The organism is Mycobacteriales bacterium (assembly GCA_040902655.1).
Taxonomy (GTDB): Bacteria; Actinomycetota; Actinomycetes; order Mycobacteriales; family SCTD01; genus SCTD01.
Map to the genome: position 1 here is coordinate 24,522 of JBBDWV010000049.1, position 25,213 is coordinate 49,734.

The following is a 25,213-nucleotide window of genomic DNA, read 5'->3' on the forward strand; positions in this document are numbered from 1 at the left end:
AGTGAGCACTAGAACGGGACGTCGAGGCAACCCAGCCGCGCCCCGGCGACACCCGAGTCCTGCGGCCCCGTGTGCGTGTGCTCGACGTGCAGGATGACCGACCGGGCGCGCCGTGTCTGCGAGAACTGCCAAGGAACCCGTGTCGTCGCGACGCCATGCCCCGCGCTGTTCGTGGTCAGGTCGAGCCAGATCTCGTTGGACGGGTTCGCGTACTCCGGGTCGGTGGAGGGACTCACCGGGTCGGGCTCGTGCTGGAAGTGCGGACCGGCGTCCGCCCCCGCCGCACCGCACGGGTTCGTGTGCGCGTGCGCGCCGTAATCGGTGTCCGGCGCCAGCCCCCACACGTGCAGCTGCACGGTGCTGCGACCGGCTCCGTCGTAGACCGCCTGCACCCGGGCGCGCGCGTCCTCGTCCCAGGAGTCGGCGTAGTCGACGAGAGGGCCCTCGACGACGACTCGATCTGCCGGGTCCGCGGCGACCGGTGAGCCGGTGACGGTGGCGGTCGCGGCGACCCCCAGGAGCAGGGCGGTGGTAGTGGTCAGGCGGTGTGCGGAGCGGTGCATGCTGGTCTCCCCCGAAGCGGTCGGTTGCTGTCACCACACCTGTCGCACCGGGAGCTTCGAACGGTTCATCCGGTCAGGCAAGACTCCCGAGCTGCTCGCGCAGCCGGCCCGCGTCGGTGGTCGGCAGCTCGCAGACGAAGCCCCGGCAGACGTACGCCGCTCCCGCTTCGCGCCCGGCGGCCAACGGCCCGGCAGTCACCACCACCGCCCCGGGTGAGGTGGCACGGTAGGCGACCTCGAGCAGGTCGGGACGGTCCAGCACGACCACCTCCGCGGGGCCCGCGAGCAGCGCCTCGCCGACGGCTGCTGCCCAGCCGGCGAACCGGGCGTGCCGGTTCATCAGCGGCGCGACCGTCTGCAGCGCAGCCTCGGCCGCCGTCCGGTAGCGCTCCTCGCCTGTCATCGCCGAGAGCGTCAGCATCGCCCCGGCGGCGGCGGCGAGGCCGCTCGGTGTGGCGTTGTCGGTCGGGTCCTGCGGGCGGCGCACCAGCTGCTCGGCGTCGTCGGCGGTGTCGTAGAAGCCGCCATGGCCGTCGGCGAAGTGCTCGATCACGACGTCGAGCAGCGCCCGCGCGTCGGCCAGCCGCGACAGGTCACCGGTCACGGAGAACAGCGCCAGCAGCCCCTCGGCCAGGTCGCCGTAGTCCTCCAGCACGCCGGCATTGCGGCCGGCGCGACCATCGATAGAGGTCCGCAGCAGCCGGCTGTCGACCCCGTGCAGGTCCCGCAGCAGCTCGGCGCAGGCGGTCGCGGCCGCCACCAGGTCGGGCCGGTCGAACAGCACCCCTGCCTCGGCGAGCCCGGCGATCGCCAGGCCGTTCCACGCAGCCACCACCTTGTCGTCCCGGGCCGGCTGCGGACGCACCGCCCGCACCTCCAGCAGCCGGGCGCGCACCCGCTCGTAGCGCTCCGAGTCGTCCGGCTCGGCCAGCCGCTGCAGCACCGAGGCCCCGTGCTCGAAGGTGCCCTGCTGCGTCACGTCGAACTGCTCGGCCGCCCAGCGGCCGTCCTGCTCGCCCACCGCGTCGACCAGCTGGGCCGGTGTCCAGACGTAGGTCAGGCCCTCCTCCCCCTCGGTGTCGGCGTCCAGCGCCGAGGCGAAGCCGCCCTGCTCCGTCCGCAGGTCGCGCAGCAGGAAGTCCGCCGTCTCCAGCGCGACCCGCTTCGCCGACTCCGACCCGGTGGCGCGCCACAGGTGGGTGTAGACCCGCAGCAGCAACGCGTTGTCGTACAACATCTTCTCGAAGTGCGGGACCACCCACTGCGCGTCCACGGAGTAGCGGGCGAAGCCGCCGGCGAGCTGGTCGTACATCCCGCCGGCGGCCATCGCGCGGCAGGTGTGCTCGACCAGCTCGATCCCCTGCCCCGTCCGTGCGCCGTGCCGGAGCAGGAACTCCAGCACCATCGACGGCGGGAACTTCGGCGCGCCGCCGAACCCGCCGTGCACGCCGTCGTACGACGCGCGCAGGTTGGCGAATGCCGAGTCCAGCAGCTCGGGGGTGATCTCGGCGGTGGCGCCGCCCGGCTCACGGGACAGTCGCTGCACGACCTCGGCGCCCGCGGCCTCCACCTCGCCGCGGCGGGTCTCCCAGGTCTGCCAGACCGACTGCAGCACCTCGCGGAAGCTGGGCATCCCGTGCCTGCGCTCCAGCGGCCAGTAGGTGCCGCAGAAGAACGGCTCGCCCTTCGCGGTGAGGAAGCTGGTCATCGGCCAGCCGCCGTGGCCGGTCATCGCCTGCACGGCCTCCATGTAGACCGCGTCGACGTCCGGCCGCTCCTCGCGGTCGACCTTGACGTTCACGAACTTCTCGTTCATGTACGCCGCGGTCGCCTCGTCCTCGAACGACTCGTGCGCCATCACGTGGCACCAGTGGCAGGCGGCGTAGCCGATCGAGAGCAGGACCGGCACGCCGCGCCGCTCGGCCTCGGCGAAGGCATCCGGCGACCACTCCCACCAGCGGACCGGGTTGTCCTTGTGCTGCAGCAGGTACGGGCTGGTGGACGAGGCGAGGCGGTTCGGCATGCCGCCCATCCTCCCCGCTGCAGGCAGCCCCGAACGGCCTAGCGCCAGGTCCCGCCGCCGCCCGCGTCGCGCCCGGAGTCGATCTCCAGGCTCTCTCGGCGCAGATCTGCGGAGACCTCGTGCTCCTCGTACACCGTGTGTTTGCGGACGACGACCCGCTCACGCACGATGAGCCGCTTCGTGACGACCAGTTGCTCCTCGAAGACGGGGATGGACAGGCTGCCGTCCGGGAGCGTCTCCACCCGGCCGCTGTCGGTCGCCGGGTCGGTGACGGGGTGCCGGTCGACGTCGGCGTGCTCGGTCCCCCGCTCGGCCCGCTGCGTCGCGCGCTCGACGTCGACCTGCTTGCGCGCGCCGACCGCGTCGAGCTGCTCGCGGGCCAGCCGCTGCTGCTCCCGCTCGTCGTCCACCCGCGGCTGCTCCTCCGACGGGCGCCCGTCCCCGTTCACCGGCGCACCTCCAGGACGGGTGCGGGTGCGACAGCGCCCGGACGGGTGCCGAGCAGCAGGTCGTCCACCGATCGGTGCCACCGGGCGGCCGCGCGGCCCGCGAGAGCTGCAGCCAGCAGCGCGAGCGCCGTCCCGACGAGGCCGGTCACCAGCGCGGTGACAGCGAGTCGGTCTCCCTCAGCCGGCGACGGGAGTTCGAGGTCGGCGGCGCTGACGCCCATGGTCACGGCACCCGCGAGCAGGCCGACGAGCAGGAGGAGCAGCAATCCGGCGAGCAGCCCGTTGCGCCCGCCGTCGTAGCGCGCGGCGCGGCCGGCGGTCCAGCCTGCGAGCAGGCCGGAGACGGCCAGCACGAGCGCAGCGGTGACCAGCGCGGGCAGCGCCTGGCCCTCGGGGTCCACGGCCGCACTCGCGACGGCGCCGAGCAGCCCGCCGAGCAGCGCGGCGGTGCCGAGACCGGCCAGGCCGCCGGCGAGCAGCGCGGGCAGGTCCACGCCGCCGACCTGCGAGCGGGTCTCGGCCAGCGGCAGCTCCTTGTAGGCGCGCTCGACCGAGATGTCCGAGCCGTGCACGACGACGGTCGACAGCGTGCTCGTCTTCTGCTCGGTGCGGGCGTCGGCCTCTGCCGGCGCCGTGTGTCTGGCCATCGGTGCCCTCCTGGACGGGTTGAGCGACCCCTTGCCACCGCACCCGTCGGCAAACACCGGTGACGCCCTGCTGGGTGCAGCCGACCGGCGGTGGAGACTGGCGCCGTGCCCGGACCGCTCGTGATCACGCCGCGGCTGACCGTACCCGAGGCGGAGCTGTCCTGGCGCTTCTCGCGCTCCTCCGGCCCGGGCGGGCAGGGCGTCAACACGACCGACAGCCGGGCCGAGCTGTCCTTCGACGTCGCCCGGTCGCCGTCGCTGAGCGGGTACCTGCGGGCACGGGCGCTGGAGCGGCTGGCCGGCCGTCTGGTCGACGGGGTGCTGACGGTGGCCGCGTCCGAGCACCGCTCCCAGCTGCAGAACCGCGAGGCGGCCGAGCAACGGCTGACGCAGCTGCTCCGGGAGGCGGTGGCGCCGCCTCCTCCCGCACGGCGGCCGACCCGACCGACGAAGGGCTCGAAGGAGCGCCGCCTCGAGGGCAAGCGGCAGCGCTCGCAGGTCAAGAGGGGGAGGTCGGGACAGCACGAGGAGTGACCGCCGTCAGTCCTTCGGTGCCTCGTCCTTCGGGTCCTGGTCCGGAAACTCCCGCGGCAGGCGCTTGATCCGGCCGCTCATGTTGCGGATCAGCAGAGCCGTGGCGATCAGCATGAACAAGATGATGACCAGGCCGATGGGGCCGGTGCCGATGTCCTCCTCCTCGACCACGGCGAGCAGCAGCAGGCTCACGACGTCACCCGCTCCCGGACACCGGCGAACAGGTCGGCCTCGGGCAGCGTCGTGTCGACCAGCGACCGGGCCAGCTGGAAGTCCTCGCTCGGCCAGCAGGTCTCCTGCAGGTCCAGCGGGCAGGCGAACCAGCGGCCGGTGGGATCGACCTGCGTGGCGTGCGCGATCAGCGCCGCGTCCCGGACCTTGAAGAACTCCGCGCACGGCACGGAGGTGGTCAGCCGCTCGGCATCGGCCGGCTTGTCCTCCCACCTGTCGAGCCAGTCACCGTACGGCGACTCGATCCCGCGCTCGACCATCGCGTCGTGCAGCGCCTGGATCCGGCCCTTGTGGAACGTCAGGTTGTAGTACAGCTTCAGCGGCTGCCAGGGCTCCCCCACGTCGGGGAACCGGTCGGGGTCGCCGGCCGCCTCGAAGGCGGCGACCGACACCTGGTGGCAGCGGACGTGGTCCGGGTGCGGGTAGCCCCCGCTCTCGTCGTAGGTCGTCATGACGTGCGGCCGCTCGCGGCGCACGACCCGGACCAGCGCCTCGGTCTGCTCCTCGAGGTCGCCGGTGGCGAAGCAGCCCTCCGGCAGCGGCGGCAGCGGGTCGCCCTCCGGCAGACCGGAGTCGACGTAGCCGAGGAAGACCTGGCGCACCCCGAGGATCTCGCGGGCCCGCTCCATCTCCTGGGCCCGGATCCCGGTGATGTCGGCCAGCACCTCGGGCCGGTCCATGGCGGGATTGAGCACCGAACCGCGCGAGCCGTCCGTCAGCGTCACCACCAGGACGTCGACGTCCTCGCTCGCGTAGCGGGCCATCGTGGCCGCGCCCTTGCTCGACTCGTCGTCGGGGTGTGCGTGCACGCACATGAGCCGTAGCTGATCGACCACGCGGTTGTGCCTCCTGATCCGGACCGGGGGACCATCGTCACGTAGTCCCAACACCGACAGCCACCGCAGGAGTCCCGTGTCCTCCCCCCGCCCCTCCCGACGCCGTCCCGCGGGGCGCTACGACGAGCCGTCGCTGCTCGGCGCGCGGCTGACCGCCCTCGTGCTCTCGGTGCTGTTCGTCGCCCTGCTGACGGGCATCGGCACCGTTCTCTATGCCCGCTTCTTCACCGAACAGGTACGGGCCCGCGTCATCGACTTCCAGGTGCTGTCGGACGAGGTGGTGCGCATCGATCTCGAGGTGGTCAAGACGCCCGGCTCGCCGGCCTACTGCCTCCTGCGCGCCCGCGGGTCCGACGGTGCGGAGGTCGGCCGGGACATCGTCGTCGTCGACGCGCGCGGCACCCTTGACCGTGTCGTCCGGGGCGAGCACGACCTGGCCACCACGGCCCGCGCGGTGACCGGCGAGTCGGCCGGGTGCAGCGCCGAACCGGTCCCGTCGACGACGCCCGCCCCGTAGCATCGAAAGACCTGCACCCCGACTTCTGTGAGGGAAGCACCATGAGCACCCAGTCCGCCCCGTCGACACCCTGGCTCACCCAGGAGGCCTTCGACCGGCTGTCTGCCGAGCTCGAGGAGGCCAAGGGTCCGCGCCGCGCCGACATCGTGGCGAAGATCGAGGCGGCCCGCGAGGAGGGCGACCTCAAGGAGAACGGCGGATACCACGCCGCCAAGGACGAGCAGGGCAAGCTCGAGGCCCGCATCCGTCAGCTGACCCAGCTGCTGCGCGAGGCCAAGGTCGGCGAGGCACCGACCAGCGCCGGCGTGGCCGGCCCCGGCATGGTGGTCGAGGTGAAGTACGCCGGTGACGACGAGACCGAGCGTTTCCTGATCGGCTCGCGCGAGGACAAGGTCTCGATGCCGGTCTACTCCGCGCAGTCCCCGCTCGGCCTGGCCCTGACCGGTGCCAAGGTGGGCGACTCCGTCAGCTACACCCTGCCGAACGGCGGCTCGATGACCGTCGAGCTGCTGTCCGCGGAGCCGTACACCGGCTGACCGCACCCTCGGCCGGCCGTGCCCGCGGCTTCAGCAGGGGAAGGCCAGCACGGAGGCGGTGAAGCCGTGCAGGTGGTTGCGCCCGCCGACCGGCCCCAGCTCACCTCCGGCGAAGAAGCCGGCGATGCCCGGGGCGGCGAGTTCCTCCCGCACCAGCGCGGGGTCATGGTCGGCGCCGCCGTGGGAGGCCCCGAACAGGTGTGCCCCCCTGCCGTTGCAGGAGAACAGCAGCACGCCGCCGGCCGGCGTGTCGCGGCTCACCCGCCGATAGCCGGCCAGCAGCGCGCGCAGGTCGGCGTCGGCGGCATCCGCGTCCCGCACCTGCAGCCGGACGGTCCGTCCCACCTCCACCAGGTCGCCGACGACGACGCCGCCGGTCTCCCGCTCGACGCCCAGGATCGCGCGGACGAGGAAGTCGTGCTCCTCGGCGTACTCATCCATCGCGATGCCGATCTGCAGGCCCGAGCGGGCCAGCGCCTGGTCGGCCGGTGACAGCTCGGCGAGCAGCTGCTCCAGACGCTGCAGCGCCGGCACCCCCGCCAGCTCGCGCAGCACGTTGCCTGCGGCTGCGGTGACGGTCATCGGCGGGCCGACGGGGCGGCAGCCCTGGCTCACGATCGTGCGCAGGCCGGCGCCCTGCACCAGCACGCCGACTGCGCCGCGATCGACCACCCGGCCGTCGACGAGCAGCCGGGTCGAGCCGGCACCGCGCGCACCGCCCGCAAGGCCACCGACGACCGGGAGCCCGGGCAGCGCGACGTTCACCTGGTCCAGGAAGCCCTCGGCCGGGAAGCTGTACGGGTCCGCGAGCAGCACGGCCACGTCGTCGCCGTCCGGCTCCGGCAGACCGATCACCGCGGCGCCCTCCTCGGAGGTCAGGACCTCGAGGTGGAACGCCCGCAGCCGCACGTCCGGCAGCACCGCGGCGAAGACGCTCACCGCCGCCCGTCCCTCGACGCCGTGTGCACCGCCGATGACCCCTCCTGCGCTGCAGCCGATCGTCGCCCCGGCGGCCGAGACCTGCGCCGCGTGCCCGAACGCCGCCGCCACGTCCTCGGGATCGGCACCGGCGACGAACACGCAGAGCAGGTCCGGCGCCCGGCCACCGAGAGGAACCAGCGCCCGCGCCGTCGCCTCCTCGGCCGCATGCAGCAGGTCGCCGCCGATTGCCAGTCCGTCCCCGAAGCACGCCATGCCCCCATCCTCTCCCCTCCGGCAAGCGGCGGCCCCAGGTCAGCCCCACGAGCCGTGCGGGGGAGCGGAACCGGACGTAGGGTCGGGCGGTGACGAGCGCCGCCCCTGCACCCACGACGGTTGCCGGGCTGCGCGCCGCCGGCCATGTCCACAAGACGGTCAAGGCCGAGGTACGCGACAACCTGCTCGCCCGGCTGTCCGCCGGCCTGACCGCCTTCCCCGGGATCCTCGGCTTCGACGAGACCGTCCTGCCGCAGGTCGAGCGCGCGTTGCTCGCCGGTCACGACCTGGTGCTGCTGGGCGAGCGCGGTCAGGGCAAGACCCGCCTCATCCGCACCCTGGTGGGGCTGCTCGACGAGTGGACGCCGGTGCTGGCCGGCTCCGAGCTGAACGAGCACCCGTACTCCCCGATCACCCCCGCCGGCCGCCGGGTGGTCGCGGAGCTCGGCGACCACACGCCGGTCGAGTGGCGGCACCGCAGCGAGCGCTACGGCGAGAAGCTCGCCACCCCCGACACCTCCGTCGGAGACCTCATCGGCGACATCGACCCGATCAAGGTCGCCGAGGGCCGCACGCTCGGTGACCCGGAGACCGTCCACTACGGGCTGGTCCCCCGCACCAACCGCGGCATCTTCAGCGTCAACGAGCTGCCCGACCTCGCCGAACGCATCCAGGTGGCGCTGCTGAACGTCATGGAGGAGCGCGACATCCAGGTCCGCGGCTACACCCTGCGGCTGCCGCTGGACCTGCTCCTGGTCGCCAGCGCGAACCCGGAGGACTACACCAACCGCGGCCGCATCATCACCCCGCTCAAGGACCGCTTCGGCGCGGAGGTGCGCACCCACTACCCGCTCGAGCTGGCCGACGAGGTCGGCCTGATCACCCAGGAGGCGCAGCTGAGCTGGCCCGGGACGAGCGTGACGGTTCCGGAACACCTGCTCGAGATCGTCGCCCGCTGGACCCGGCTGGTGCGCGAGTCGCCGCAGGTGGACCGGCGGTCCGGCGTCAGCGCCCGCTTCGCCGTGGCGGCCGCCGAGACCGTCGCCGCCTCCGCCGTCCGCCGCGCCGCCGTCACCGGCGAACCGCAGGCGGTCGCGCGGGTCTGCGACCTGCCGTCCGTCGTGGCCGCCGCCCGCGGCAAGGTGGAGTTCGAGTCCGCCGAGGAAGGGCGCGAGATCGAGGTCCTCGCGCACCTGCTCCGCAGGGCCACCGCCGACACCTTCCGGGCCCGGCTCGCCGGGCTCGACCTGTCCGGGCTGCAGGCCCGCTTCGAGCAGGGCGGCACCGTCGAGACCGGCGATCTGGTGCCCGCCGCCGACCTGCTCGCCGGCCTCGGCCCCCTCCCGGGGCTGGCCGGGCTGCTCGCCCGGCTCGGGATCGAGCAGGAGTCGCCCGGGCTGGCCGCGGCAGCTGTCGAGCTCGCCCTGGAGGGACTGCACCTCAACCGCCGGCTGGCCAAGGACGAGGTCGGCGGCCGGACCGTCTACGGCGGCTGACGTGGCTGCCAGGAACGGCCGGGGATGAGCCGCCCCTCCTTCCGCTACGGCCCCTGGTCCGGCGGGCGCGACCCGCTCGAGCCGCCGTACGACGTCGCTGCGGCGCTGGACGAGGTCGGCGAGGCGGTCCTGGACGGCGCCAGCGCCCGGCAGGCGTTGCGCGACCTGCTGCGCCGCGGTACCGACGGGCTGCGCGGCCTGGACGACCTGCGCCGCGGGGCCGCCAGACGGCAGCGCCAGGCCCGCTCCAAGGGTCAGCTCGACGGGACGCTGCAGGAGGTCCGCGAGCTGCTCGACCGGGCGCTCGGGGCCGAACGCCGGGAGCTGTTCCCCGATCCCTCCGACACCGCCCGGATGCGCGAACTCGAGCTCGACACGCTGCCGGACGACACCGCGCGGGCCGTGCAGGCTCTGCGGCCCTACGAGTGGCGCAGCGCCGAGGCGCGGGAGGCGTACGAGGCGATCGACGACCTGCTGCGCCGGGAGGTGCTGGACAGCCAGTTCCGCGGCATGAAGGCCGCGCTCGAGAACACCGATCCCGCCGCGCTGCAGGCCGTCAAGGACATGCTCGCCGACCTCAACGCGATGCTGGCGGCCGACGCGCGCGGGGAGCACACGCAGGAGCAGTTCGAGGCGTTCATGGCCGAGCACGGCGACTTCTTCCCTTCGGAGCCGGAGACGCTGGAGGAGCTCGTCGACGACCTCGCCCGCCGGGCCGCCGCCCAGCAGCGGCTGATGGAATCCCTGACGCCGCAGCAGCGCCAGGAGCTGGCCGAGCTGATGCAGGGCGCGATGGACCTGGACCTGCAGGCGCAGATGTCCCAGCTCGGCGACGCGCTGCGCAGCGCGCGGCCAGACCTGCCCTGGGGTGGTCGCGAGCGGATGCGCGGCGAGCAGGGACTGGGCATGGGTGACGCCACCACGGCGCTCGAGGAGCTGGCCGATCTCGACGACCTCGCGGCGGCGCTCGGCCAGGACTACCCCGGCGCGTCGCTCGACGACATCGACGAGGCCGCCGTGCAGCGTGCGCTGGGTCGCGGCGCCGTGGACGACCTCGCCGCGCTGCGCCGGATCGAGCGCGAACTACTCGAGCAGGGCTACCTCGTACGTGACAGCCGCGGCCGGCTCGAGCTGAGCCCGCGGGCGGTGCGCCGGCTCGGCGCGACCGCGCTGCGCAAGGTGTTCGCACGGCTCGAGGCGGCTGGGCGCGGCGGGCACGACGTGCACGACGCCGGCGCCGCCGGTGAGGTCACGGGCGCGAGCCGCGCCTGGCAGTTCGGCGACGAGCAGCCGCTCGACGTCGTCCGTACGGTACGCAACGCCGTCCTGCGCAGCGGTCCGGCCGGGTCCGGCATCCGGCTGAGCGTGGACGACTTCGAGGTGGTCGAGACCGAGCGGCGGACCCGCGCAGCGGTCGCGCTGCTGGTCGACCTGTCCTTCTCGATGGAGCTGCGGGGCGCCTGGGGCACGGCCAAGTCGACGGCGCTGGCGCTGCATGCACTGGTGACCACGAAGTACCCGCAGGACGCGATCTCGATCATCGGCTTCAGCGACTATGCGCAGATCCTCACGCCGGAGCGGCTGGCCGGTCTGGACGCCCAGCGGGTCCAGGGCACCAACCTCCAGCACGCCCTGGTCCTGGCCGGGCGGCACCTCGCTCAGCACCCTGACGCGGAGCCGGTGATCCTGGTCGTCACCGACGGGGAACCGACCGCCCACCTGACCCGCAGCGGCCACGCCGAGTTCTGCTGGCCGCCGCTGCCGGAGACGCTCGAGCTGACGATGGCCGAGGTCGAGCGGGTCACCCGGCGCGGCGCGACCATCAACGTCTTCCTGCTCGACGACGAGCCGCGGCTGGTGGACTTCGTGGAGCGCCTCGCCGCGCGCAACGGCGGGAGAGTGTTCGCGCCCGACCCGGCCCGGCTCGGCGAGTTCGTCGTGAGCGACTACCTGCGGGCGCGGCGCGGGCGCAGGACACGCTAGAACTCGTGGCCTCGTACGGGCAGGAGCAGGAATCGGGCCGCGGGTGGCGAAATCAGCAGCCGGAACACGCTCTACGCTGGCCAGCCCGCTACCGCCACGACCTTGGAGTCACGTGATGAAAAAGCCCGGCTTCTCCTTCGGCAGGTTCGGCGGCAAGGCCGGCCTGCTGTTGGCCGGGCTCGGCCTGCTGGCGATCGGCCTCGGCTTCAACGGCGCGGCCAGCCAGCTGTCGATCCTGGCCCAGGTGCCGTACGTCGTCTCCGGCGGCCTGCTGGGCATCGCGTTGGTCGTGCTCGGCGCCGCCATGATCGTCGTCCAGGGCGCACGCGAGGACCGGGCCCTGCTCGAGGCGAAACTGGACCTGCTCACCGACGCCGTCCTCGACAGCCGGCGCAGCGCTGCCCGGCCGGGTGTCCCCACCGACCTGTCCGGCCTGGTCGTGGCGGGCTCGGCGAGCTACCACGTGCCCGGCTGTCGCCTGGTGGACGGCCGTGAGGAGATGACCTACCTCACCCCCGACGAGGCCCGCGGCCGCGACCTGAAGGCCTGCCGCGTCTGCCAGCCCGACCTCGCGTCGACCGACGTGCGGGTCCGGTAGCGGCATCTCGCCGCCGGCCGGGCCGCCGGTGGTCGAACCGAGGCGGGTCGACCCGAGCTACACCGGGGCGACGCCGATGAGTCCGTTGCGGGTGACCAGTCCGGCAAGCGCCTGCTCGTCGAGTCCCTCGGTGCCGGCCGGCCGGCGTGGCAGCACCATGTGCCGTGTCTCCGCGGTGGCGTCCCAGACCGTCACCTCGACGTCGACCGGCAGGTCGTACCCGAACTCCCGCAGGACGCCACGCGGGTCGCGCACGACGCGTGAGCGGTAGCCCTCGCTCTTGTACCAGGTGGGCGACGGACCGAGCAGGGCGATCGGGTAGCAGGAGCACAGCGTGCAGACGATGACGTTGTGCCGCGTCCCGGTGTTCTCGACGACCTCGAGCCGCTGCTCCTGCAGGCCGCCGCCCATCGAGAGCCCGAGCTCTGGGAGAGCGGCGTTCGCATCGACGAGCAGCCGCTCGCGGAACGCGCCGTCGACCCACGCGCGCGCGACGACGCGCGCCCCGCTCGCCGGCGACGCCCTGCTCAGGAACGCCGTCAGCGCCCGGTCGAGCTCGACGGGATCGACCAGGCCTCGGCTCTCGAGGAGGGCCTCGACGTGTCGCACCCGGGCCGCAAGGGCCGCGTCGCCGGAGGAGTGCGCGCTCATCTGACGTCCTCCTCGAGGGCGGTGAGGTAGTCCTCCCAGAGGTCGAGCACGACGTCGTGCTCCCCCTCGCCGAACAGCTCGGCGGCGCGAAAGCGGACGGCGTAGGTGGTGCTCGGCGCGGGCTCCAGGCCACGCGCCCGGTCGTCGGCGAGCGGGTGCCGACCGTGCGATCCGAGCACGGTGCCGACCGCTCCACGGGCGTACCGCGGGAGGCGGGTGTGGTGTGCGGGGTCGGCATGTCCCGTGCGCACCCGGGTGCCGGCGAGAAGATCAGGCACTGACCTCCTCCTGTGTCAGCACGCCCTTCTCGACGAGCAGCGTCTGGATCGCCAGGAACCACTTCTCGTAGTACGACGACGCGAGGTACCGGTCCGGCGAAATCCGCTCGACCGCATCGCGGAACTCGTCGAGGTTGTAGATCCCGGTGCCGACGAGCGCACGGTTCATCGCGAACACGTGGGCCTCCCAGTCCGCGTAGAACGGCGGCTCGTCGAGCTCGGGCTGGGGGAGCCCGAAGCCCTCGAGTCCTCCGACGTCGTTGATACGTGCCATCTGCGCGCCTCCCTCGGGGCATCCTGCCATGCGCGGAGGCGGGCTATCCGACGTCGGCCGTCTCGCCGAGGTAGGTCCTGCGCAGCTCGCCGGAACGCTCCAGCTCCTCGCCGCGACCGTCGAAGGTCAACGAGCCCTTCTCCATGATCAACGCCTGGTCGGCGTACGGCAGCACGCCGACGTTCTGCTCGACGATGATGACGGTGGTGCCGTCGGTGTTGATCTGCGAGACCACCTGGAACACCGTCTGCGCAAGCTTGGGCGACAGACCGAGCGAGGCCTCGTCGATCATCAGCAACCGGGGCTTGCTCATGATGGCGCGGCCGATGGCCAGCATCTGCTGCTCGCCGCCGGAGAGCGTGCCGGCCAGCTGCTCCTTGCGCTCGTCGAGCCGCGGGAAGTAGGAGAAGACCTGCTGGACGGTCTCGGCGACGGCCTTCTGGTCCTTGCGGACCCAGGCCCCGAGCTCGAGGTTCTTCAGCACCGTCAGGCCCGGCCAGACCCGACGGCCCTCGGGCGACAGCGCGATGCCGGCCCGCACGATGCCCGGAGCATCCTTGCCGCTGATCCGCCGGCCGTCGAAGCGGACCTCGCCGCTCCAGGTCCGCAGGACCCCCGCCAGGCAGTTCACGGTCGTCGTCTTGCCGGCGCCGTTGAGTCCGAAGATGACCGCCGTCTGCCCCTCCTCGACCGAGAACGAGATCCCCTGGAGTACGGGCAGCGCGCCGTACCCGGTGCGTAGCTCCTCGACCTCGAGCAGGCTCATGTCTGGTCCTCCTGCCGTGCGGCGGTGGTCCGGCGGCGGGCGGACGCCCGCTTCTTCGGGCGCAGCCGTTCAGTGCCACCAGCAGGCTCGGCAGGAGGCGGCGCCGGCGGCTGCGCGAACTCCTGCGTGGGGGCGTCGTCGTGCGCGTGCACCGCCTGATCGGTGAGCCGGTCGAGCTCGGCGTCGTCGGCGCTCTCCTGCGTCTGTTCGAGCGCCTCGGGCGCCTCGCCACCGAGGTAGGCGGCGACGACCTCCGGGTGGGTCTGGATGACCGACGGCTTGCCCTCGGCCAGCAGCCGGCCGAAGTTCAGCACGTAGACGTGGTCGCAGACGCGCAGCACGAGCGGCACGTGGTGTTCGATGACGAGCATCGTCAGCTCGAACTCCCGGCGCAGCGTCAGCAGCCGATCGCCCAGCTCGTCTGACTCCTCGGGTCCCATGCCCGACGTCGGTTCGTCCAGCAGCAGGATGTCCGGGTCGGTCGCGAGCGCACAGCCCAGCTCGAGCAGCTTGAGCGTGCCGTAGGACTGCCCACCGACCTGCATGTCGCGGATGTCGGCCAGCCCCAGCAGGTCCAGGATCGCCTCGGCCTTGGCCTGCAGTTGACGCTCGGTGCGTAGCGACCGGCCGCTACCGAGCAGGCCACTGGCCACGTCGTAGTCGACCTTGGCGTGCTGGGCGGTCTTGAGGTTCTCGAGCGCGGTGGCGCTCTTGACCATGCCAACGTTCTGGAACGTCCGGCCGAAGCCCATGGCGGCCTTGACGTGCGGCGGCGCGTTCGTGACGTCGCTACCGCGGTAGCTGACTCTGCCGGTGTTCGGCGTGTAGAAGCCGGTGATGCAGTTGAAGGCCGTCGTCTTGCCGGCGCCGTTCGGGCCGATCAGGCCGACGATCTCGTACTCGTTGACCTCGAGGTTGACGTCCTGGAGCGCCTGCAGGCCGCCGAAGCGGATCGACAGGTCGCGGACCTCAAGCACGGACATGGGAGCCCTCCGCCGTTCCGGGTCCGGATTCCTTGCCGGCGTGCAGCATGGTCTGCAACGAGAAGGGTTTGCCGGAGAGCCAGTCCAGCGCCCACTTGGTCTGCTGGGCCAGGCCGCCGGGGAACAGCACCAGGGTGATCAGCAGCAGGAACGCCCCGATGAACTGCGGCGCGAACTGCTGCAGGTTGCTGGTCCGGAAGATGAACTCCTCCACCGCGTGGACCGGAGTCTCCTCCAGGATGTAGCCGATCGCGGCGAAGAAGGACGAGCCCATGATGACGCCGATCCGGTTGCCCAGCCCGCCGACGACGGTCATCAGGACGAAGGTCAGCGCGAGGAAGAAACCGAAGCCCGACGCGCTGACGATCTCGATGCGGAAGGCGAACAACGCGCCGGCGACGCCGGCGAGGGAGCCGGACAGCACGAAGGCGATGAGCTTGAACAGAGTGACATTGACGCCGAAGGCCTCCGCCACCCGCTCGTTCTCCTTCAGCGCGAGCAGCGCCCGGCCGGTCTTGCTCTTCATCAGCCGCCAGTCGAGGTAGACCGCGGCGGCGAGGAACACCAGGCAGAACAGGTAGAAGTTGCCGTTGTCGAACAGGAACTCCGGCCGCTCGGCCGGCTGTCCGGCGCCGCCGTTGGTGAACCTGGGCACCTCGAAGAGGGAGGCCTCCAGGGTCAGGCCGAAGACCAGGGTGATCAGCGCGAGGTAGAGGCCGGTGATGCGCAGGGCGACGATGCCGATGAGGAAGGCGAACAGCCCACCCACCGCCGCCGCGATGACGAAGGTTGCGGCGAACGGCACGCCCTGCACGGTCAGGCTGTAGGCCGCGGCGAAGGCCCCCACGCCGAAGAAGCCCTGGTGGCCGAGCGAGAGCTGTCCGGTGTAGCCGATGATGATGTTCAGGCTCAGCCCGACGATCGAGTAGATCGCCGCGTCGGCCGCGATCGGGGCGTAGACCTCGCTGTCCGGCACGAGCACGAGCAGCCAGTAGGCGAGCAACAGGTAGACGACCGCCCGCGGGACCCAGCGCAGCGGCCCGAAGTCCCTGCCGGCCGCGCCGTGCCGCGGCCTGACGTCCTCCACACCGGTCGGGCGTTGCGTGATCGTGGTCATCATGCCTGCTTGCCGAGCAGGCCGGCCGGCCTGACGAGGAGCACGGCCAGCAGCGTCACGAACAGCACCACACTGCCGGAGCCCGGCAGGATGTCCTTGCTGATGTTGGCCTGGGCCAGCGCCTCGACCACGCCGATGACGACACCACCCAGGAACGCGCCCGGCAGGCTGGTGATCCCGCCGAACACCGCGGCCGTGAACGCCGGGATCAGCGCCAGACCGGTCAGCGCGCCGGGGGCGATGACGCCGTTGCTGCCCGAGAGCAGGATCCCGGCGACCCCACCCAGCAGACCGGCAATGCCCCACGTCAGCGCGGAGATGCGGCGGACGCTGATGCCCACCAGCTGGGTGGCGGTCGGCTCCTGTGACACCGCGATGATGGCCGTGCCCGTCCGGGTGCGGCTGAAGAACAGCGCCGAGGCGGCCGCCAGCACCGTCAGGACGACGACGATGACGCCCTGCTGTCGGGTGATCCGCACCGCGCCGGTGTTGACGAGATCGCCGCCGACCAGTGGCGGGAAGCTGCCCGGCTCGGCCCCGTTGAGGAAGCCCTGGATCGCGATCAGCAGCAACGCCACGCCCGCGGTGGCCACGACCAGCGTGACCTTCGGGGCGTTGAACAGCGGCCGGACCACGAGGAACTCGGTGAGCAGTCCGATGCCGACGCCGACGAGCAGCCCGAACACCACGGCGGCCCCGAGTGGCATCTGCGGCAGGAAGCCGGTGCCGTTGACGGCGAACAGGGTGGCGAAGGCGGCGCTGGTGCCGAACTCCGCCTGGGCGAAGTTGAAGATCCGGTTGCTCTTGTAGAGCAGCACCAGACCCAGCCCCAGCAGCCCGTAGACCGCTCCCTGGATGGCCCCGGAGATGGCCGGGCCGACGACGGACAGCGCCTGTGGCTCGAGCGCCATCAGCACAGGGACACGCACCCCTCAGCAGTCGGGTGTGTCACTTGGCGTACGTCTTGAGCGTCTTGGTACGGCCCTGGTCGTTGCAGTTGCTCTGCAGCCCGAAGGCCGCGGTGCCACCGAAGACCTGCCCGCGGTAGATCGCCGGGCTGAGGATGCCGCCCTTGACACCGCCCTGCCGGAGCGTGGCGATGAACTTCTCCCGGGTCAGCTGGCCGGGCACCTGGTTGAAGGCCTGCTCCAGCTGCTGCATCGCGCCGTAGATGCCGTACTCGATGTCGTCCTGGAAGCTCACGCCGGGTGCCCGCTGCGCCGCGGTGTCGAGGCCCGGCGAGGGGTGCAGGAAGAAGCCCTTGTACTGGTTGGCCGTGTTGGTACAGGCCAGCCGGCCGACCGACTGGATGCCGAAGGACGGGCCGACACCGACGTAGACCGGCTGGTAGGTGGGGGTGTAGCCGATGCTCGTCACGCAGCTGATGAAGTACGACGGCTGGCCGAGGAAGTAGATGCGGGTGTAGGTGTTGCGCAGCTGGCCGGCCAGGGTCGAGCAGTTGGTCCCGGTCTTGGCCGTCAGGTAGACGTCGTTGCCCGAGGTGAACTTGCCGCTCTTGCCGTTGACGCCGGCCTTCTGCAGGGCGGACACGACGGACTCGCGGGCGTCGGCGAAGTTCGGCCCCTCGGTGATGACCACGGCCCAGCTGCCGTCCAGGAACTTGTTGTCACGGGCGAACTGCGGGATGAGTGCGCCCTGCTGCTTGTAGGTCAGCGAGGTGGCGAAGTAGTTCGGCAGCTTGCCCAGGCCGGACTCGGTGACGCCCGAGGACAGGTACGGCACGTTGCCGCGGCGCAGCACCTGACTCTGGGCGCAGGCCTGGATCTGGTCGGTGCCGGCGCCACCGACGATGAGGAACGAGTCACGGGCGGCGGCGTTGCAGGCGCGCAGCGCGTCGGGGGCGTTGTACTTGTCGTCCACCGCCTCGGCGATGACGGTGTAGCCGTTCTTCAGCTTGCGGCCGTTCCAGTACTTCGGGGTGCCGCTGCGGAAGGATTCCTGCGGCACGCCGGCGCCGGTGAGCGGCCCGTGCAGGGTGATCTTCACCGTCTTCCTGCCGGCGTCGATTCCCGTCGTGGTGCCGGACTCGGCGGGCGCGGGGCCCGCGGCGGGGCGGTCCGTGCCGCCGGCAGCGGGGGCGTCGGCAGCGGGGGCGTCGGCAGCGGGGGCGTCGGTGCCGCCGGCAGCGGGCGCGTCCGGCCCCGCGGCGGCGGGGCCGTCGGTCGGTCCGTCAAGGGCCCCGGGGTCGCTGCCCGGGACCAGTGGGTCACCCGTCACCGGGTCCACTCCGCCGGCGCCGATCGGGTCGAGCCCGACCGCGCCAGCGCCGCCGGCGACGGCTGGGTTCTGGGCGAGCTGCTCCTTGACCTCGGGCTTGAGGCCGCAGGCGGAGACGAAGGCGCTGGACAGCAGCACGAGGGCGAGCGTGCGGCGGTGCCGGACGTTCATGGGGTGGCTCCCGGGGTCACTGGGGGTGGAGCGGCCGGAGCCGCACTGAACCGTGCTGTGCCGTGCTGGGCTGGCAGGCGGAGCTAGGTGGCAGCCGGGCGCATGCCGAGGCCGGCGCGGCGACCGGTCCCGCGCTCGCGGGCCTGCAGCGCGGAGCTCAGGCGGCTCTGCCGCGCCGCGGCCTGCGGCAGGCGCGGGTCACCCATGATCAGGCTGAGCAGCGCGAGGGTGGCGCCGAACAACAGCGCACCGAGCCAGAACACCGCCGTCGGCCGCATCGGTTCGCTGATCGCGGCCACCGGGAAGGTCGGGGCGGCAGCGGTCTGCGGGCCCGCGGCGGCGGGTTCCTGGCCTGCCGTCACCGGCACGTCGGCATCCACGACCGGCGCGTCGGCGCTGCCGAAGCCGCCGCCGTCGTCGAGCGAGAAGCCGCCGCCGCCCAGGTCGGCGCTGCCGGCGTCGACGGGACCGACCTCACTGGTCGTCGCCGGGCCGGGCACGACAGGGTCGAGCAGGTCACCCTCCTGCGCGGGAGTGTCATAGGTCAGCGTGGCCTGGTCCGCGGAGGCGAACACGATCTGGAACGCAGCGCTCTCGGCGCCCTCGGCGACCGTCAGCGCCACGCCGTCGTTGGCCGTGGCCCACAGCGCCGCGATCGCGGTGAGGTCGAAGACGTAGCTCGCGCCGTCGGCTGACAACTCGGCCGGCGCCTGGGCCTGGTCACAGAGCCGCTCGGGCGCGACGGTGATCGACTCGCCGTCCTCGCCGCCGAAGCCCTGCGGGCCGGCCGGGCAGGCACGCACCTTGGCCGGGTCGGCCGCCACCACGACGTTGTCCCCATCGGCCGGCACCAGGGGCACGGTCAGCTCGGCCCGGGTGAGGGCGGCACCGGGCTCCAGCGCGTCGAGGCTGAAGTACAGGAAGGAGACCTTCTGCTCGGCGCCGTTGCCTCCGGCGACCGCGAGGTTGCCGGGCGCGACACCGTCGGCCTCGGCCGTGACGTTCGGCGGCTTGCCCGCGGGGGTGCCGGTGTCCGGCAGACCGGCCGCGGAGAAGTAGCCACCGGCGGACGCCGGCTCGGTGGTGGTCGCGGCGCTGGCGGCAGGCGCCGCCCAGAGCGGCACCGCCAGACCTGCGGCCGCAAGGACGGCGGACGCGCGAACGAGCTTGCTCACCAAAACCTCCACGGGACACCTACGACGCCTAGGTTACCGGCGCGTAGGACTGGTTTCGACGGTATCTCGCAATCTCCTGCTCCCGATCTGCCGTTCGGCGGTACGCGCCCGCTCCCCGGCCCGTCAGGCCGCTGACCACGCCCACGGAACCAGCAGGAGAGCCGGACAAGGGGACACGGAAAGGAGCCATGCAGATCTGACGGCTCCGCTACGGATACCGTTCCCGCCATGAGGTACTCGGGGGCTTACGCCGTCGTCCTGGCCCTGCACCTGCTGACCGTCGTGTTCGTGGTCGGCCCGTCGGCGGTCGCGGGGGTCGTTTCCGTCCGGCACGCCCGCGCCGGCCGGGCCGACGCGCTGCGCGACGCGAGCCGCACCACCCGGATCTACGCCCTGGCGACGCTGCTCACCGTGCTGCTCGGTACGGCGCTGATCGGGCTGGGTGACGTCGGCGCACAGTGGGGGCTGGGCCAGCCGTGGGTGTCGGCGTCGTACGCCCTGTGGGTCGTGGCGCTCGCGCTGACCCTGGGGCTGGTCGTGCCCGCGCAGGAAAAGGCGGCGGGAGCCATCGAGGCCGGCGGCGACGGGAGTGCCTTCGCAGGGCGCATCGCGGCCGGCGCCGGTCTCGCGATGCTCGCCTGGTCGGTCATCGTCGTGCTGATGGTGACCAAGCCCGGCGCCTAGGAGCCACTGCGCGTCGATGTGCGCCGCACCGGGGTGTACACCACAGGTCAAGATTTCTGGATTCTTGACCTGTGCTGCAACACCCCCGACAGCACACATGTCTCTCCGGAGCGGCAGCTGCGTTGCGTGCGACCACCGGCGGGCCGCAGTGCCCCGGCGAGCGCCTCCGGAGCCCAGCAGGATCCGCCGGTCGGAGCGAGGGGGGAGTTGAACCCAACGTCCTTTCGGACCCACGGACTAGCCGGGGGGGTCGGCCAGGGTCCAGCCGCGGACGGGATCACCGGCGACCTGCGGAGTCTGCCGGCCGTACGGGCGCTGTCCGAGCGTGATGGCCTGGGCGTAGTAGGTCGAGTAGCGCAGCGCCTCACCGATGGTGGTCCGGCCGTCCCTGTCGGCGTCGGCCTGACTCTGGCGCAGGCCGAGGTCGAAGACCAGGCCGGTCCACACCGACATCCCCCACGGGGGGTACTCGTAGGACTTCTCGGTCGCCTTCGAGCTGCCGCTGAACAGCACCCGGTCGCTCGGCAGCCCGTCGAGGAAGCTGGCCGCCTCGCAGCCGGCGATGTCGACCCACAGGCGGCCCTGCACCTTGCTCAGCGCGGCGGTGACCTGCGTGTCGCGGACGAAGTCGCGGTCTACCGGCCACAGCGACTCGCGCTGCCCACCGTGCTGCTTCACGTGGCCGCTGTAGTGGAAGAGCGTGAAGGTGCCGGGCCGGCCCTTCGCGGCGAGCCAGGCCATGCCCCCGCGGATCGCCCGGCCGGTCACCTGGCCGTCGGTGATCACCCTGATGTTCTCCGACCGCCAGCCGCTGGCCTGCAGCATCGTGGCGATGTACTGCACGTCCTTGCGGCTGCCGATCGTGTCGGCGGTCGGCCGGCGGTAGTCCTGCACCCCGACCAGGAAGGCGTAGCGGTCAGCGGGCGCGGCGGTGCGAGCCGGCCGCGGGTCGTGCTGCGGACCCGGCGGCGGGCCCAGCACGGACTCCACGTCCAGGGCCGGCCGGGCGGCGGCGCGGACCGGCGCCTTCCGGGGCGGCTCGGGTGGCTCGGGCGGGGTCGACGGGCCGAGCGCCAGCTGCTCGCGCACCGGCTCCCTGAATGCGGGCGTGGCCGACTCGACGATCTGTTCGCGCGGCGGCTCGATCGCCTGCGTCGCACCGAGCCCGACCAACAGCACCAGGCCCAGACTCCAGGCGGTCGCCTCCACGAACCAGCGGGGCGAGCGGCGGCGGGGCACCTCTAGAGGGTGGACAGCCGTACGCCGCAGGTCAAGCCGCTGTCGGGCTCAGACAGCGGCCAGCGCCTGCTCGAGGTCGGCCAGCAGGTCCTCGGCGGTCTCGATGCCGACCGACAGGCGCACGAGGTCGGCGGGCACCTCGAGCCGGGAGCCGGCGACGCTGGCGTGGGTCATCCGGCCGGGGTGCTCGATGAGGGACTCGACGCCGCCGAGCGACTCGCCGAGGGTGAAGACCTGCGTGGCCTTGCAGACGGCGAGGGCGGCCGGTTCGCCCGCCGTCAGCCGGAAGCTCACCATGCCGCCGAAGCCGCTCATCTGCTCCGCTGCGACCGCGTGGCCCGGGTGGTCGGGCAGACCCGGATAGAGGACCTGCGCCACCGCCGGGTGGCCGGCCAGCAGGTCCACGACACGGGCGGCGTTCGCGCAGTGCCGGTCCATCCGTACGCCGAGGGTCTTCGCGCCGCGCAGGACCAGCCAGGAGTCGAAGGCACCAGGGACGCCGCCGAGGGCGTTCTGGTGGAACGCCAGCTCCTCCCCGAAGGCCGCGTCGCCGGTGACCAGCGCACCGCCGACGACGTCGGAGTGGCCGCCGAGGTACTTCGTCGTCGAGTGCACGACGGCGTCGGCCCCCAGCGCCAGCGGCTGCTGGAGGTAGGGGCTGGCGAAGGTGTTGTCGACGACCAGCCGCGCCCCGGCATCGTGCGCGACACCGGCCAGCGCGGCGATGTCGGCGATGTTCAGCAACGGATTGGTCGGCGTCTCGCACCAGATCAGGCTGGTCTCCGGCCGCACCGCCGCGCGGACCGCGTCCAGGTCGCCGAGCCGGACCGGCGTGTGCGCCACACCCCACCGCTCGAGCACGCCGGCGAACAACCGGTAGGTCCCGCCGTAGGCGTCGTCCGGGATCACGACGTGGCCCCCGGGCACGGTCGCCGTCCGCAACAGGCAGTCCTCCGCGGCCAGCCCGCTGGCGAAGGCCAGGCCGGTACGCCCGCCCTCGAGCGCGGCCAGGCAGGTCTCCAGCGCGGTGCGGGTCGGGTTGCCGCTGCGGGAGTACTCGTACCCCTTGTGCTCGCCGACCTCGGACTGGACGTACGTGGAGGTCTGGTAGATGGGCACCACGACCGCACCGGTGGTGGGGTCGGGGTCCTGGCCGGCGTGGATGGCCAGCGTCTGGAAGCCGAAGCCGCCGCCGGCCCACCGGTCGGCGGCGCCGTGCACCTGGGAGCCGAAGGCGGCGCTCCCGGCGGCAGCCTGGGCGGCGGTCTGCTCTGCCTCGTCCATGGGGGGCACGGTACGACGCCGCTCCCCCGTTGCGTCATGCCGAGCGGGCGGGCAGCTGCGCCTCAGAGCAGGACGCAAGGATCAGGCGTGGGACAGGAAGGCCAGCACGTCCTGCCGGGTGAGGACCCCGACCGGCCGGCCGTCCGCCACCACCACCGCCGCGTCGGCCTTCTCGAGCGCCACCATCGCGGCCTGCACCGGCTCACCGGCGCCGACCATCGGCAGCGGCGCCGCCATGTGCTCGGCCAGCCGGTCGGCCAGCTGGGCCTTGCCGGCGAACAGCGCGTCGAGCAGATCGCGGTCGTGCACGGCGCCGACGATCTCGGCGATCATGACCGGCGGCTCGGCCCGCACGACCGGCATCTGTGAGACGCCGTACTCCCGCAGGATGTCGATCGCCTCACGCACCGTCTCCGTCGGGTGGGTGTGCACGAACGACGGCAGCGGCCCGTCCGAACCCTTGCCGGCCAGCACGTCGGCCACCGTGGTGGTGTCGCTGTCGGCGTGCAGGAAGCCGTAGTCGGCCATCCAGTCGTCGTTGAAGATCTTCGACAGGTAACCCCGCCCGCCGTCCGGCAACAGCACCACCACGACGTCGTCCGGGCCCGCATCAACGGCGACCCGCAGCGCCGCCACCACGGCCATGCCGCAGGAGCCGCCGACGAGCAGCCCCTCCTCGCGGGCCAGTCGGCGGGTCATCGCGAAGGAGTCACGGTCGCTGACGGCGAGGATGCCGTCAGGGACCGAGGCGTCGTACGTCGTGGGCCAGAAATCCTCCCCCACGCCCTCGACCAGGTAGGGCCGGCCGTCGCCGCCCGAGTAGACCGAGCCGATCGGGTCGGCGCCGTAGATTTTGACCCGGCCGTCGCTGACCTCCTTGAGGTAGCGCCCGACGCCGCCGAGCGTGCCGCCGGTGCCGGCGCCGGCGACGAAGTGGGTGACCCGCCCGTCGGTCTGGGCCCAGACCTCCGGCCCCGTCCCCTCGTAGTGCGACCGGGGGTTGGCCGGGTTGGAGTACTGGTCGGGTTTCCACGCGCCGGGGATCTCGCGGGCCAACCGGTCGCTGACAGAGTAGTAGGAGCGCGGGTCGTCCGGGTCGACGGCCGTCGGACAGACCTCGACCCGCGCGCCGTAGGCCCGCAGCACGTCGATCTTGTCCCGGGCGACCTTGTCGGGGCAGACGAAGACGCAGGAGTAGCCCTTCTTCTGCGCCACCAGCGCCAGCCCGACGCCGGTGTTGCCGCTGGTCGGCTCGACGATCACGCCGCCGGGCTGCAGCGCGCCGGTCCGCTCGGCGTCCTCGACCATGGCCAGCGCGATCCGGTCCTTCACCGAGCCGCCGGGGTTGAAGTACTCCACCTTGGCCAGGACCTGGGTTGACAACCCCGCGGTCACTCTGGTCAGCCGGACGAGCGGCGTGCTCCCGACGAGGTCGATCACGTGGTCGGTCACCTGCACGACGAGGTTCTCCCGGCTGTCAGGGCGGGCACCCGTCCCGCCGCGGGCGCCGCGGGACCCCGAGCCCACGAGCTGCCCGGCGCCAGCGTACGGCGCGCGCGGGCGCCGGGCGGACCACTAGGGTCGCAAACGACCCCTACCGGCCGGCGGCGGCCGGTCGACGGGAGGGAGGGCGGGCCATGACTGCGGCGCTCGTCCGGGCCCAGACGTCCCCCCCTCGGCGGCCGTCATGAGGGCGCCGACCGTCCCCCGCCCCGGTCGGCGGGCCCGCTATCTCGCGGTCAAGGCGGCGTACGGCGGGGGCGCAGCCGGAGGTGTCGCCGGCCTGACCTTCGCGCTGCTGGCCACCGAGGCCAAGCTGGCCCGCCGGACGATCGGCGTGCCGACGACGAAGGCGCCGAAGGCGGCCGGGTCCTACGGCAGGGGCCGGCGGGGGGACAGGCCCGTGCACCTGGTCGTGATCGGCGACTCCGCCGCCGCCGGACTCGGCTGCCAGACCGCCGACCAGACTCCCGGCGCACTGCTCGCCGGCGGCATCGCGCGTGACCTGCGCTGCCGGGTGGACCTCGACGTCGTCGCCGTCACCGGCGCCCGCTCGGCCGCCCTCGACGCCCAGGTGGCCCGGGCCCTGCGCCGGCCGGTGGATGTGGCGGTCGTCATCATCGGCGCGAACGACGTCACGCACCGGGTACCCATCGCCACCTCGATCCGGCACCTGTCGCAGGCGGTCAGGACGCTGCGGCAGGCGGGTGCGCAGGTCGTGGTCGGCACCTGTCCGGACCTCGGCTCCGTCAAGCCGGTCATGCAGCCGCTGCGGACCGTGGCCGCGCACTGGAGCCGGCGGCTGGCCGCCGCGCAGACCGTTGCCACGGTGAACGCCGGTGGCGTCGCGGTCTCCCTGGGAGACCTGCTCGTGCGGGAGTTCCACGCCCACCCCCACCTGTGGAGCGCCGACCGCTTTCACCCCTCGGCCGACGGCTACCGCCGGATCGTGGACGCGATCCTGCCGAGCGTCCTCGAGAGCCTCGGCGTGCAGATCCCGGTCAGCGTCCCGCTCAGCGACAGCGTGCAGGACGTGCAGCTGGCCGCGCGCGTCGCCGCCCGCGAGCCCGGCGTGGAGGTCGATCCGCTGCCCGAGCAGGAGGGTGCGGGTCGGCTCGCCCGGCTGCGTCGGCGGCTGCCGCTGGTCGGCCGCGGCGCGCCGCTGGGCCCCACCGACCCAGCCGACCTGGCAGCGGAGCAGACCGGCTAGAACGGCGTTCGGTTTGGGCCGTAGGCTGGTGGCGTC

Annotated in this window: 27 protein-coding genes; 8 read left to right on the forward strand and 19 right to left on the reverse strand. The window is 72.8% G+C overall.

What is annotated here, in order from left to right:
- Positions 1–8: 8 nt before the first annotated feature.
- The 4 genes from WD794_13390 to WD794_13405 all read right to left on the reverse strand — a co-directional run bounded on the left by WD794_13390 (position 9) and on the right by WD794_13405 (position 3,682).
- Positions 9–563, reverse strand: coding sequence for a superoxide dismutase (locus tag WD794_13390; protein ID MEX2291304.1), 555 nt, complete (start codon positions 561–563; stop codon positions 9–11).
- A gap of 73 nt (positions 564–636) precedes the next feature.
- Complete coding sequence (locus WD794_13395; protein ID MEX2291305.1) at positions 637–2,586, reverse strand: thioredoxin domain-containing protein; 1,950 nt, start codon at positions 2,584–2,586, stop codon at positions 637–639.
- A 38-nt stretch (positions 2,587–2,624) separates the two neighbouring features.
- Complete coding sequence (locus WD794_13400; protein ID MEX2291306.1) at positions 2,625–3,035, reverse strand: DUF2382 domain-containing protein; 411 nt, start codon at positions 3,033–3,035, stop codon at positions 2,625–2,627.
- Positions 3,032–3,682: a hypothetical protein gene (locus WD794_13405; protein MEX2291307.1), complete on the reverse strand. Its 651-nt coding sequence runs from the start codon at positions 3,680–3,682 to the stop codon at positions 3,032–3,034. Before WD794_13405 ends, WD794_13400 begins: the two co-directional genes overlap by 4 nt.
- A 105-nt stretch (positions 3,683–3,787) precedes the next feature.
- On the opposite strand from WD794_13405, the gene arfB reads away from it, so the two are divergent.
- Positions 3,788–4,216, forward strand: a complete 429-nt coding sequence (gene arfB, locus WD794_13410; protein ID MEX2291308.1) for an alternative ribosome rescue aminoacyl-tRNA hydrolase ArfB — start codon at positions 3,788–3,790, stop codon at positions 4,214–4,216.
- Between the two features lie 6 nt (positions 4,217–4,222).
- On the opposite strand, the gene WD794_13415 is transcribed toward arfB, so the two are convergent.
- A complete protein-coding gene (locus tag WD794_13415; GenBank protein ID MEX2291309.1) occupies positions 4,223–4,408 on the reverse strand; it encodes a hypothetical protein in 186 nt (61 codons plus the stop codon).
- Positions 4,405–5,262 carry a mycothiol conjugate amidase Mca gene (gene mca, locus WD794_13420; protein MEX2291310.1) on the reverse strand — a complete coding sequence of 286 codons (858 nt, stop codon included), beginning with the start codon at positions 5,260–5,262 and terminating at the stop codon, positions 4,405–4,407. Before mca ends, WD794_13415 begins: the two co-directional genes overlap by 4 nt.
- Positions 5,263–5,359: 97 nt before the next feature.
- Between mca and WD794_13425 the strand changes: the two genes are divergently transcribed.
- Both WD794_13425 and greA read left to right on the forward strand, forming a co-directional pair.
- Entirely contained in the window at positions 5,360–5,800 is a 441-nt protein-coding gene (locus tag WD794_13425) for a DUF4307 domain-containing protein (GenBank protein MEX2291311.1), read from the forward strand.
- Between the two features lie 41 nt (positions 5,801–5,841).
- Positions 5,842–6,336, forward strand: a complete 495-nt coding sequence (greA, locus tag WD794_13430; protein MEX2291312.1) for a transcription elongation factor GreA — start codon at positions 5,842–5,844, stop codon at positions 6,334–6,336.
- A 30-nt stretch (positions 6,337–6,366) separates the two neighbouring features.
- On the opposite strand, the gene WD794_13435 is transcribed toward greA, so the two are convergent.
- On the reverse strand, positions 6,367–7,530 hold the full coding sequence (locus WD794_13435) for an FIST N-terminal domain-containing protein (GenBank protein MEX2291313.1): 1,164 nt from the start codon (positions 7,528–7,530) through the stop codon (positions 6,367–6,369).
- 89 nt (positions 7,531–7,619) lie between these two features.
- Here WD794_13435 and WD794_13440 point away from each other — a divergent pair, with 89 nt between their 5' ends.
- The 3 genes from WD794_13440 to WD794_13450 all read left to right on the forward strand — a co-directional run bounded on the left by WD794_13440 (position 7,620) and on the right by WD794_13450 (position 11,607).
- Positions 7,620–9,026, forward strand: a complete 1,407-nt coding sequence (locus tag WD794_13440) for a magnesium chelatase (protein MEX2291314.1) — start codon at positions 7,620–7,622, stop codon at positions 9,024–9,026.
- A 24-nt stretch (positions 9,027–9,050) separates the two neighbouring features.
- The gene (locus WD794_13445) at positions 9,051–11,009 is read left to right on the forward strand and encodes a VWA domain-containing protein (protein MEX2291315.1); all 1,959 of its coding nucleotides are present in this window, start codon (positions 9,051–9,053) and stop codon (positions 11,007–11,009) included.
- A gap of 115 nt (positions 11,010–11,124) precedes the next feature.
- Positions 11,125–11,607 carry a hypothetical protein gene (locus WD794_13450; protein MEX2291316.1) on the forward strand — a complete coding sequence of 161 codons (483 nt, stop codon included), beginning with the start codon at positions 11,125–11,127 and terminating at the stop codon, positions 11,605–11,607.
- Between the two features lie 57 nt (positions 11,608–11,664).
- On the opposite strand, the gene WD794_13455 is transcribed toward WD794_13450, so the two are convergent.
- The 9 genes from WD794_13455 to WD794_13495 form a co-directional block, all read right to left on the reverse strand.
- The gene (locus WD794_13455; GenBank protein MEX2291317.1) at positions 11,665–12,258 is read right to left on the reverse strand and encodes a nitrile hydratase subunit alpha; all 594 of its coding nucleotides are present in this window, start codon (positions 12,256–12,258) and stop codon (positions 11,665–11,667) included.
- Entirely contained in the window at positions 12,255–12,536 is a 282-nt protein-coding gene (locus tag WD794_13460) for an SH3-like domain-containing protein (protein MEX2291318.1), read from the reverse strand. Before WD794_13460 ends, WD794_13455 begins: the two co-directional genes overlap by 4 nt.
- Positions 12,529–12,810 carry a hypothetical protein gene (locus WD794_13465; protein MEX2291319.1) on the reverse strand — a complete coding sequence of 94 codons (282 nt, stop codon included), beginning with the start codon at positions 12,808–12,810 and terminating at the stop codon, positions 12,529–12,531. Before WD794_13465 ends, WD794_13460 begins: the two co-directional genes overlap by 8 nt.
- 43 nt (positions 12,811–12,853) lie before the next feature.
- A complete protein-coding gene (locus WD794_13470; GenBank protein ID MEX2291320.1) occupies positions 12,854–13,576 on the reverse strand; it encodes an ABC transporter ATP-binding protein in 723 nt (240 codons plus the stop codon).
- Positions 13,573–14,559 carry an ABC transporter ATP-binding protein gene (locus WD794_13475; protein ID MEX2291321.1) on the reverse strand — a complete coding sequence of 329 codons (987 nt, stop codon included), beginning with the start codon at positions 14,557–14,559 and terminating at the stop codon, positions 13,573–13,575. The genes WD794_13470 and WD794_13475 overlap by 4 nt, the downstream gene beginning before the upstream one ends.
- On the reverse strand, positions 14,546–15,676 hold the full coding sequence (locus WD794_13480; GenBank protein ID MEX2291322.1) for a branched-chain amino acid ABC transporter permease: 1,131 nt from the start codon (positions 15,674–15,676) through the stop codon (positions 14,546–14,548). Before WD794_13480 ends, WD794_13475 begins: the two co-directional genes overlap by 14 nt.
- Entirely contained in the window at positions 15,676–16,587 is a 912-nt protein-coding gene (locus WD794_13485; GenBank protein MEX2291323.1) for a branched-chain amino acid ABC transporter permease, read from the reverse strand. The genes WD794_13480 and WD794_13485 overlap by 1 nt, the downstream gene beginning before the upstream one ends.
- Before the next feature lie 37 nt (positions 16,588–16,624).
- Entirely contained in the window at positions 16,625–18,085 is a 1,461-nt protein-coding gene (locus WD794_13490; GenBank protein MEX2291324.1) for a hypothetical protein, read from the reverse strand.
- 83 nt (positions 18,086–18,168) lie between these two features.
- A complete protein-coding gene (locus WD794_13495) occupies positions 18,169–19,260 on the reverse strand; it encodes a hypothetical protein (GenBank protein ID MEX2291325.1) in 1,092 nt (363 codons plus the stop codon).
- 228 nt (positions 19,261–19,488) lie between these two features.
- On the opposite strand from WD794_13495, the gene WD794_13500 reads away from it, so the two are divergent.
- On the forward strand, positions 19,489–19,944 hold the full coding sequence (locus WD794_13500; GenBank protein ID MEX2291326.1) for a DUF2269 family protein: 456 nt from the start codon (positions 19,489–19,491) through the stop codon (positions 19,942–19,944).
- Positions 19,945–20,181: 237 nt separating this feature from the next.
- Here the strand turns inward: WD794_13500 and WD794_13505 are convergent, their stop codons facing one another.
- The 3 genes from WD794_13505 to WD794_13515 all read right to left on the reverse strand — a co-directional run bounded on the left by WD794_13505 (position 20,182) and on the right by WD794_13515 (position 23,925).
- Complete coding sequence (locus tag WD794_13505; GenBank protein ID MEX2291327.1) at positions 20,182–21,183, reverse strand: caspase family protein; 1,002 nt, start codon at positions 21,181–21,183, stop codon at positions 20,182–20,184.
- A gap of 48 nt (positions 21,184–21,231) precedes the next feature.
- The gene (locus tag WD794_13510; GenBank protein ID MEX2291328.1) at positions 21,232–22,467 is read right to left on the reverse strand and encodes a cystathionine gamma-synthase; all 1,236 of its coding nucleotides are present in this window, start codon (positions 22,465–22,467) and stop codon (positions 21,232–21,234) included.
- A gap of 81 nt (positions 22,468–22,548) precedes the next feature.
- Positions 22,549–23,925, reverse strand: a complete 1,377-nt coding sequence (locus tag WD794_13515) for a cystathionine beta-synthase (protein MEX2291329.1) — start codon at positions 23,923–23,925, stop codon at positions 22,549–22,551.
- A gap of 229 nt (positions 23,926–24,154) precedes the next feature.
- Here WD794_13515 and WD794_13520 point away from each other — a divergent pair, with 229 nt between their 5' ends.
- On the forward strand, positions 24,155–25,177 hold the full coding sequence (locus WD794_13520; protein MEX2291330.1) for an SGNH/GDSL hydrolase family protein: 1,023 nt from the start codon (positions 24,155–24,157) through the stop codon (positions 25,175–25,177).
- The last annotated feature ends 36 nt before the right edge of the window (positions 25,178–25,213 follow it).

Excerpts from the sequence above, each read along its gene's own strand:
- greA (MEX2291312.1), top strand. The coding sequence starts at position 5,842 with ATGAGCACCCAGTCCGCCCCGTCGACACCCTGGCTCACCCAGGAGGCC.
- WD794_13395 (MEX2291305.1), bottom strand. The coding sequence starts at position 2,586 with ATGCCGAACCGCCTCGCCTCGTCCACCAGCCCGTACCTGCTGCAGCAC.
- WD794_13470 (MEX2291320.1), bottom strand. The coding sequence starts at position 13,576 with ATGAGCCTGCTCGAGGTCGAGGAGCTACGCACCGGGTACGGCGCGCTG.
- WD794_13475 (MEX2291321.1), bottom strand. The coding sequence starts at position 14,559 with ATGTCCGTGCTTGAGGTCCGCGACCTGTCGATCCGCTTCGGCGGCCTG.
- WD794_13445 (MEX2291315.1), top strand. The coding sequence starts at position 9,051 with ATGAGCCGCCCCTCCTTCCGCTACGGCCCCTGGTCCGGCGGGCGCGAC.
- WD794_13435 (MEX2291313.1), bottom strand. The coding sequence starts at position 7,530 with ATGGCGTGCTTCGGGGACGGACTGGCAATCGGCGGCGACCTGCTGCAT.
- WD794_13465 (MEX2291319.1), bottom strand. The coding sequence starts at position 12,810 with ATGGCACGTATCAACGACGTCGGAGGACTCGAGGGCTTCGGGCTCCCC.
- WD794_13500 (MEX2291326.1), top strand. The coding sequence starts at position 19,489 with ATGAGGTACTCGGGGGCTTACGCCGTCGTCCTGGCCCTGCACCTGCTG.
- WD794_13405 (MEX2291307.1), bottom strand. The coding sequence starts at position 3,682 with ATGGCCAGACACACGGCGCCGGCAGAGGCCGACGCCCGCACCGAGCAG.
- WD794_13510 (MEX2291328.1), bottom strand. The coding sequence starts at position 22,467 with ATGGACGAGGCAGAGCAGACCGCCGCCCAGGCTGCCGCCGGGAGCGCC.
- WD794_13490 (MEX2291324.1), bottom strand. The coding sequence starts at position 18,085 with ATGAACGTCCGGCACCGCCGCACGCTCGCCCTCGTGCTGCTGTCCAGC.
- WD794_13390 (MEX2291304.1), bottom strand. The coding sequence starts at position 563 with ATGCACCGCTCCGCACACCGCCTGACCACTACCACCGCCCTGCTCCTG.
- WD794_13450 (MEX2291316.1), top strand. The coding sequence starts at position 11,125 with ATGAAAAAGCCCGGCTTCTCCTTCGGCAGGTTCGGCGGCAAGGCCGGC.
- WD794_13520 (MEX2291330.1), top strand. The coding sequence starts at position 24,155 with ATGAGGGCGCCGACCGTCCCCCGCCCCGGTCGGCGGGCCCGCTATCTC.
- mca (MEX2291310.1), bottom strand. The coding sequence starts at position 5,262 with ATGTGCGTGCACGCACACCCCGACGACGAGTCGAGCAAGGGCGCGGCC.
- WD794_13455 (MEX2291317.1), bottom strand. The coding sequence starts at position 12,258 with ATGAGCGCGCACTCCTCCGGCGACGCGGCCCTTGCGGCCCGGGTGCGA.
- WD794_13485 (MEX2291323.1), bottom strand. The coding sequence starts at position 16,587 with ATGGCGCTCGAGCCACAGGCGCTGTCCGTCGTCGGCCCGGCCATCTCC.
- WD794_13480 (MEX2291322.1), bottom strand. The coding sequence starts at position 15,676 with ATGACCACGATCACGCAACGCCCGACCGGTGTGGAGGACGTCAGGCCG.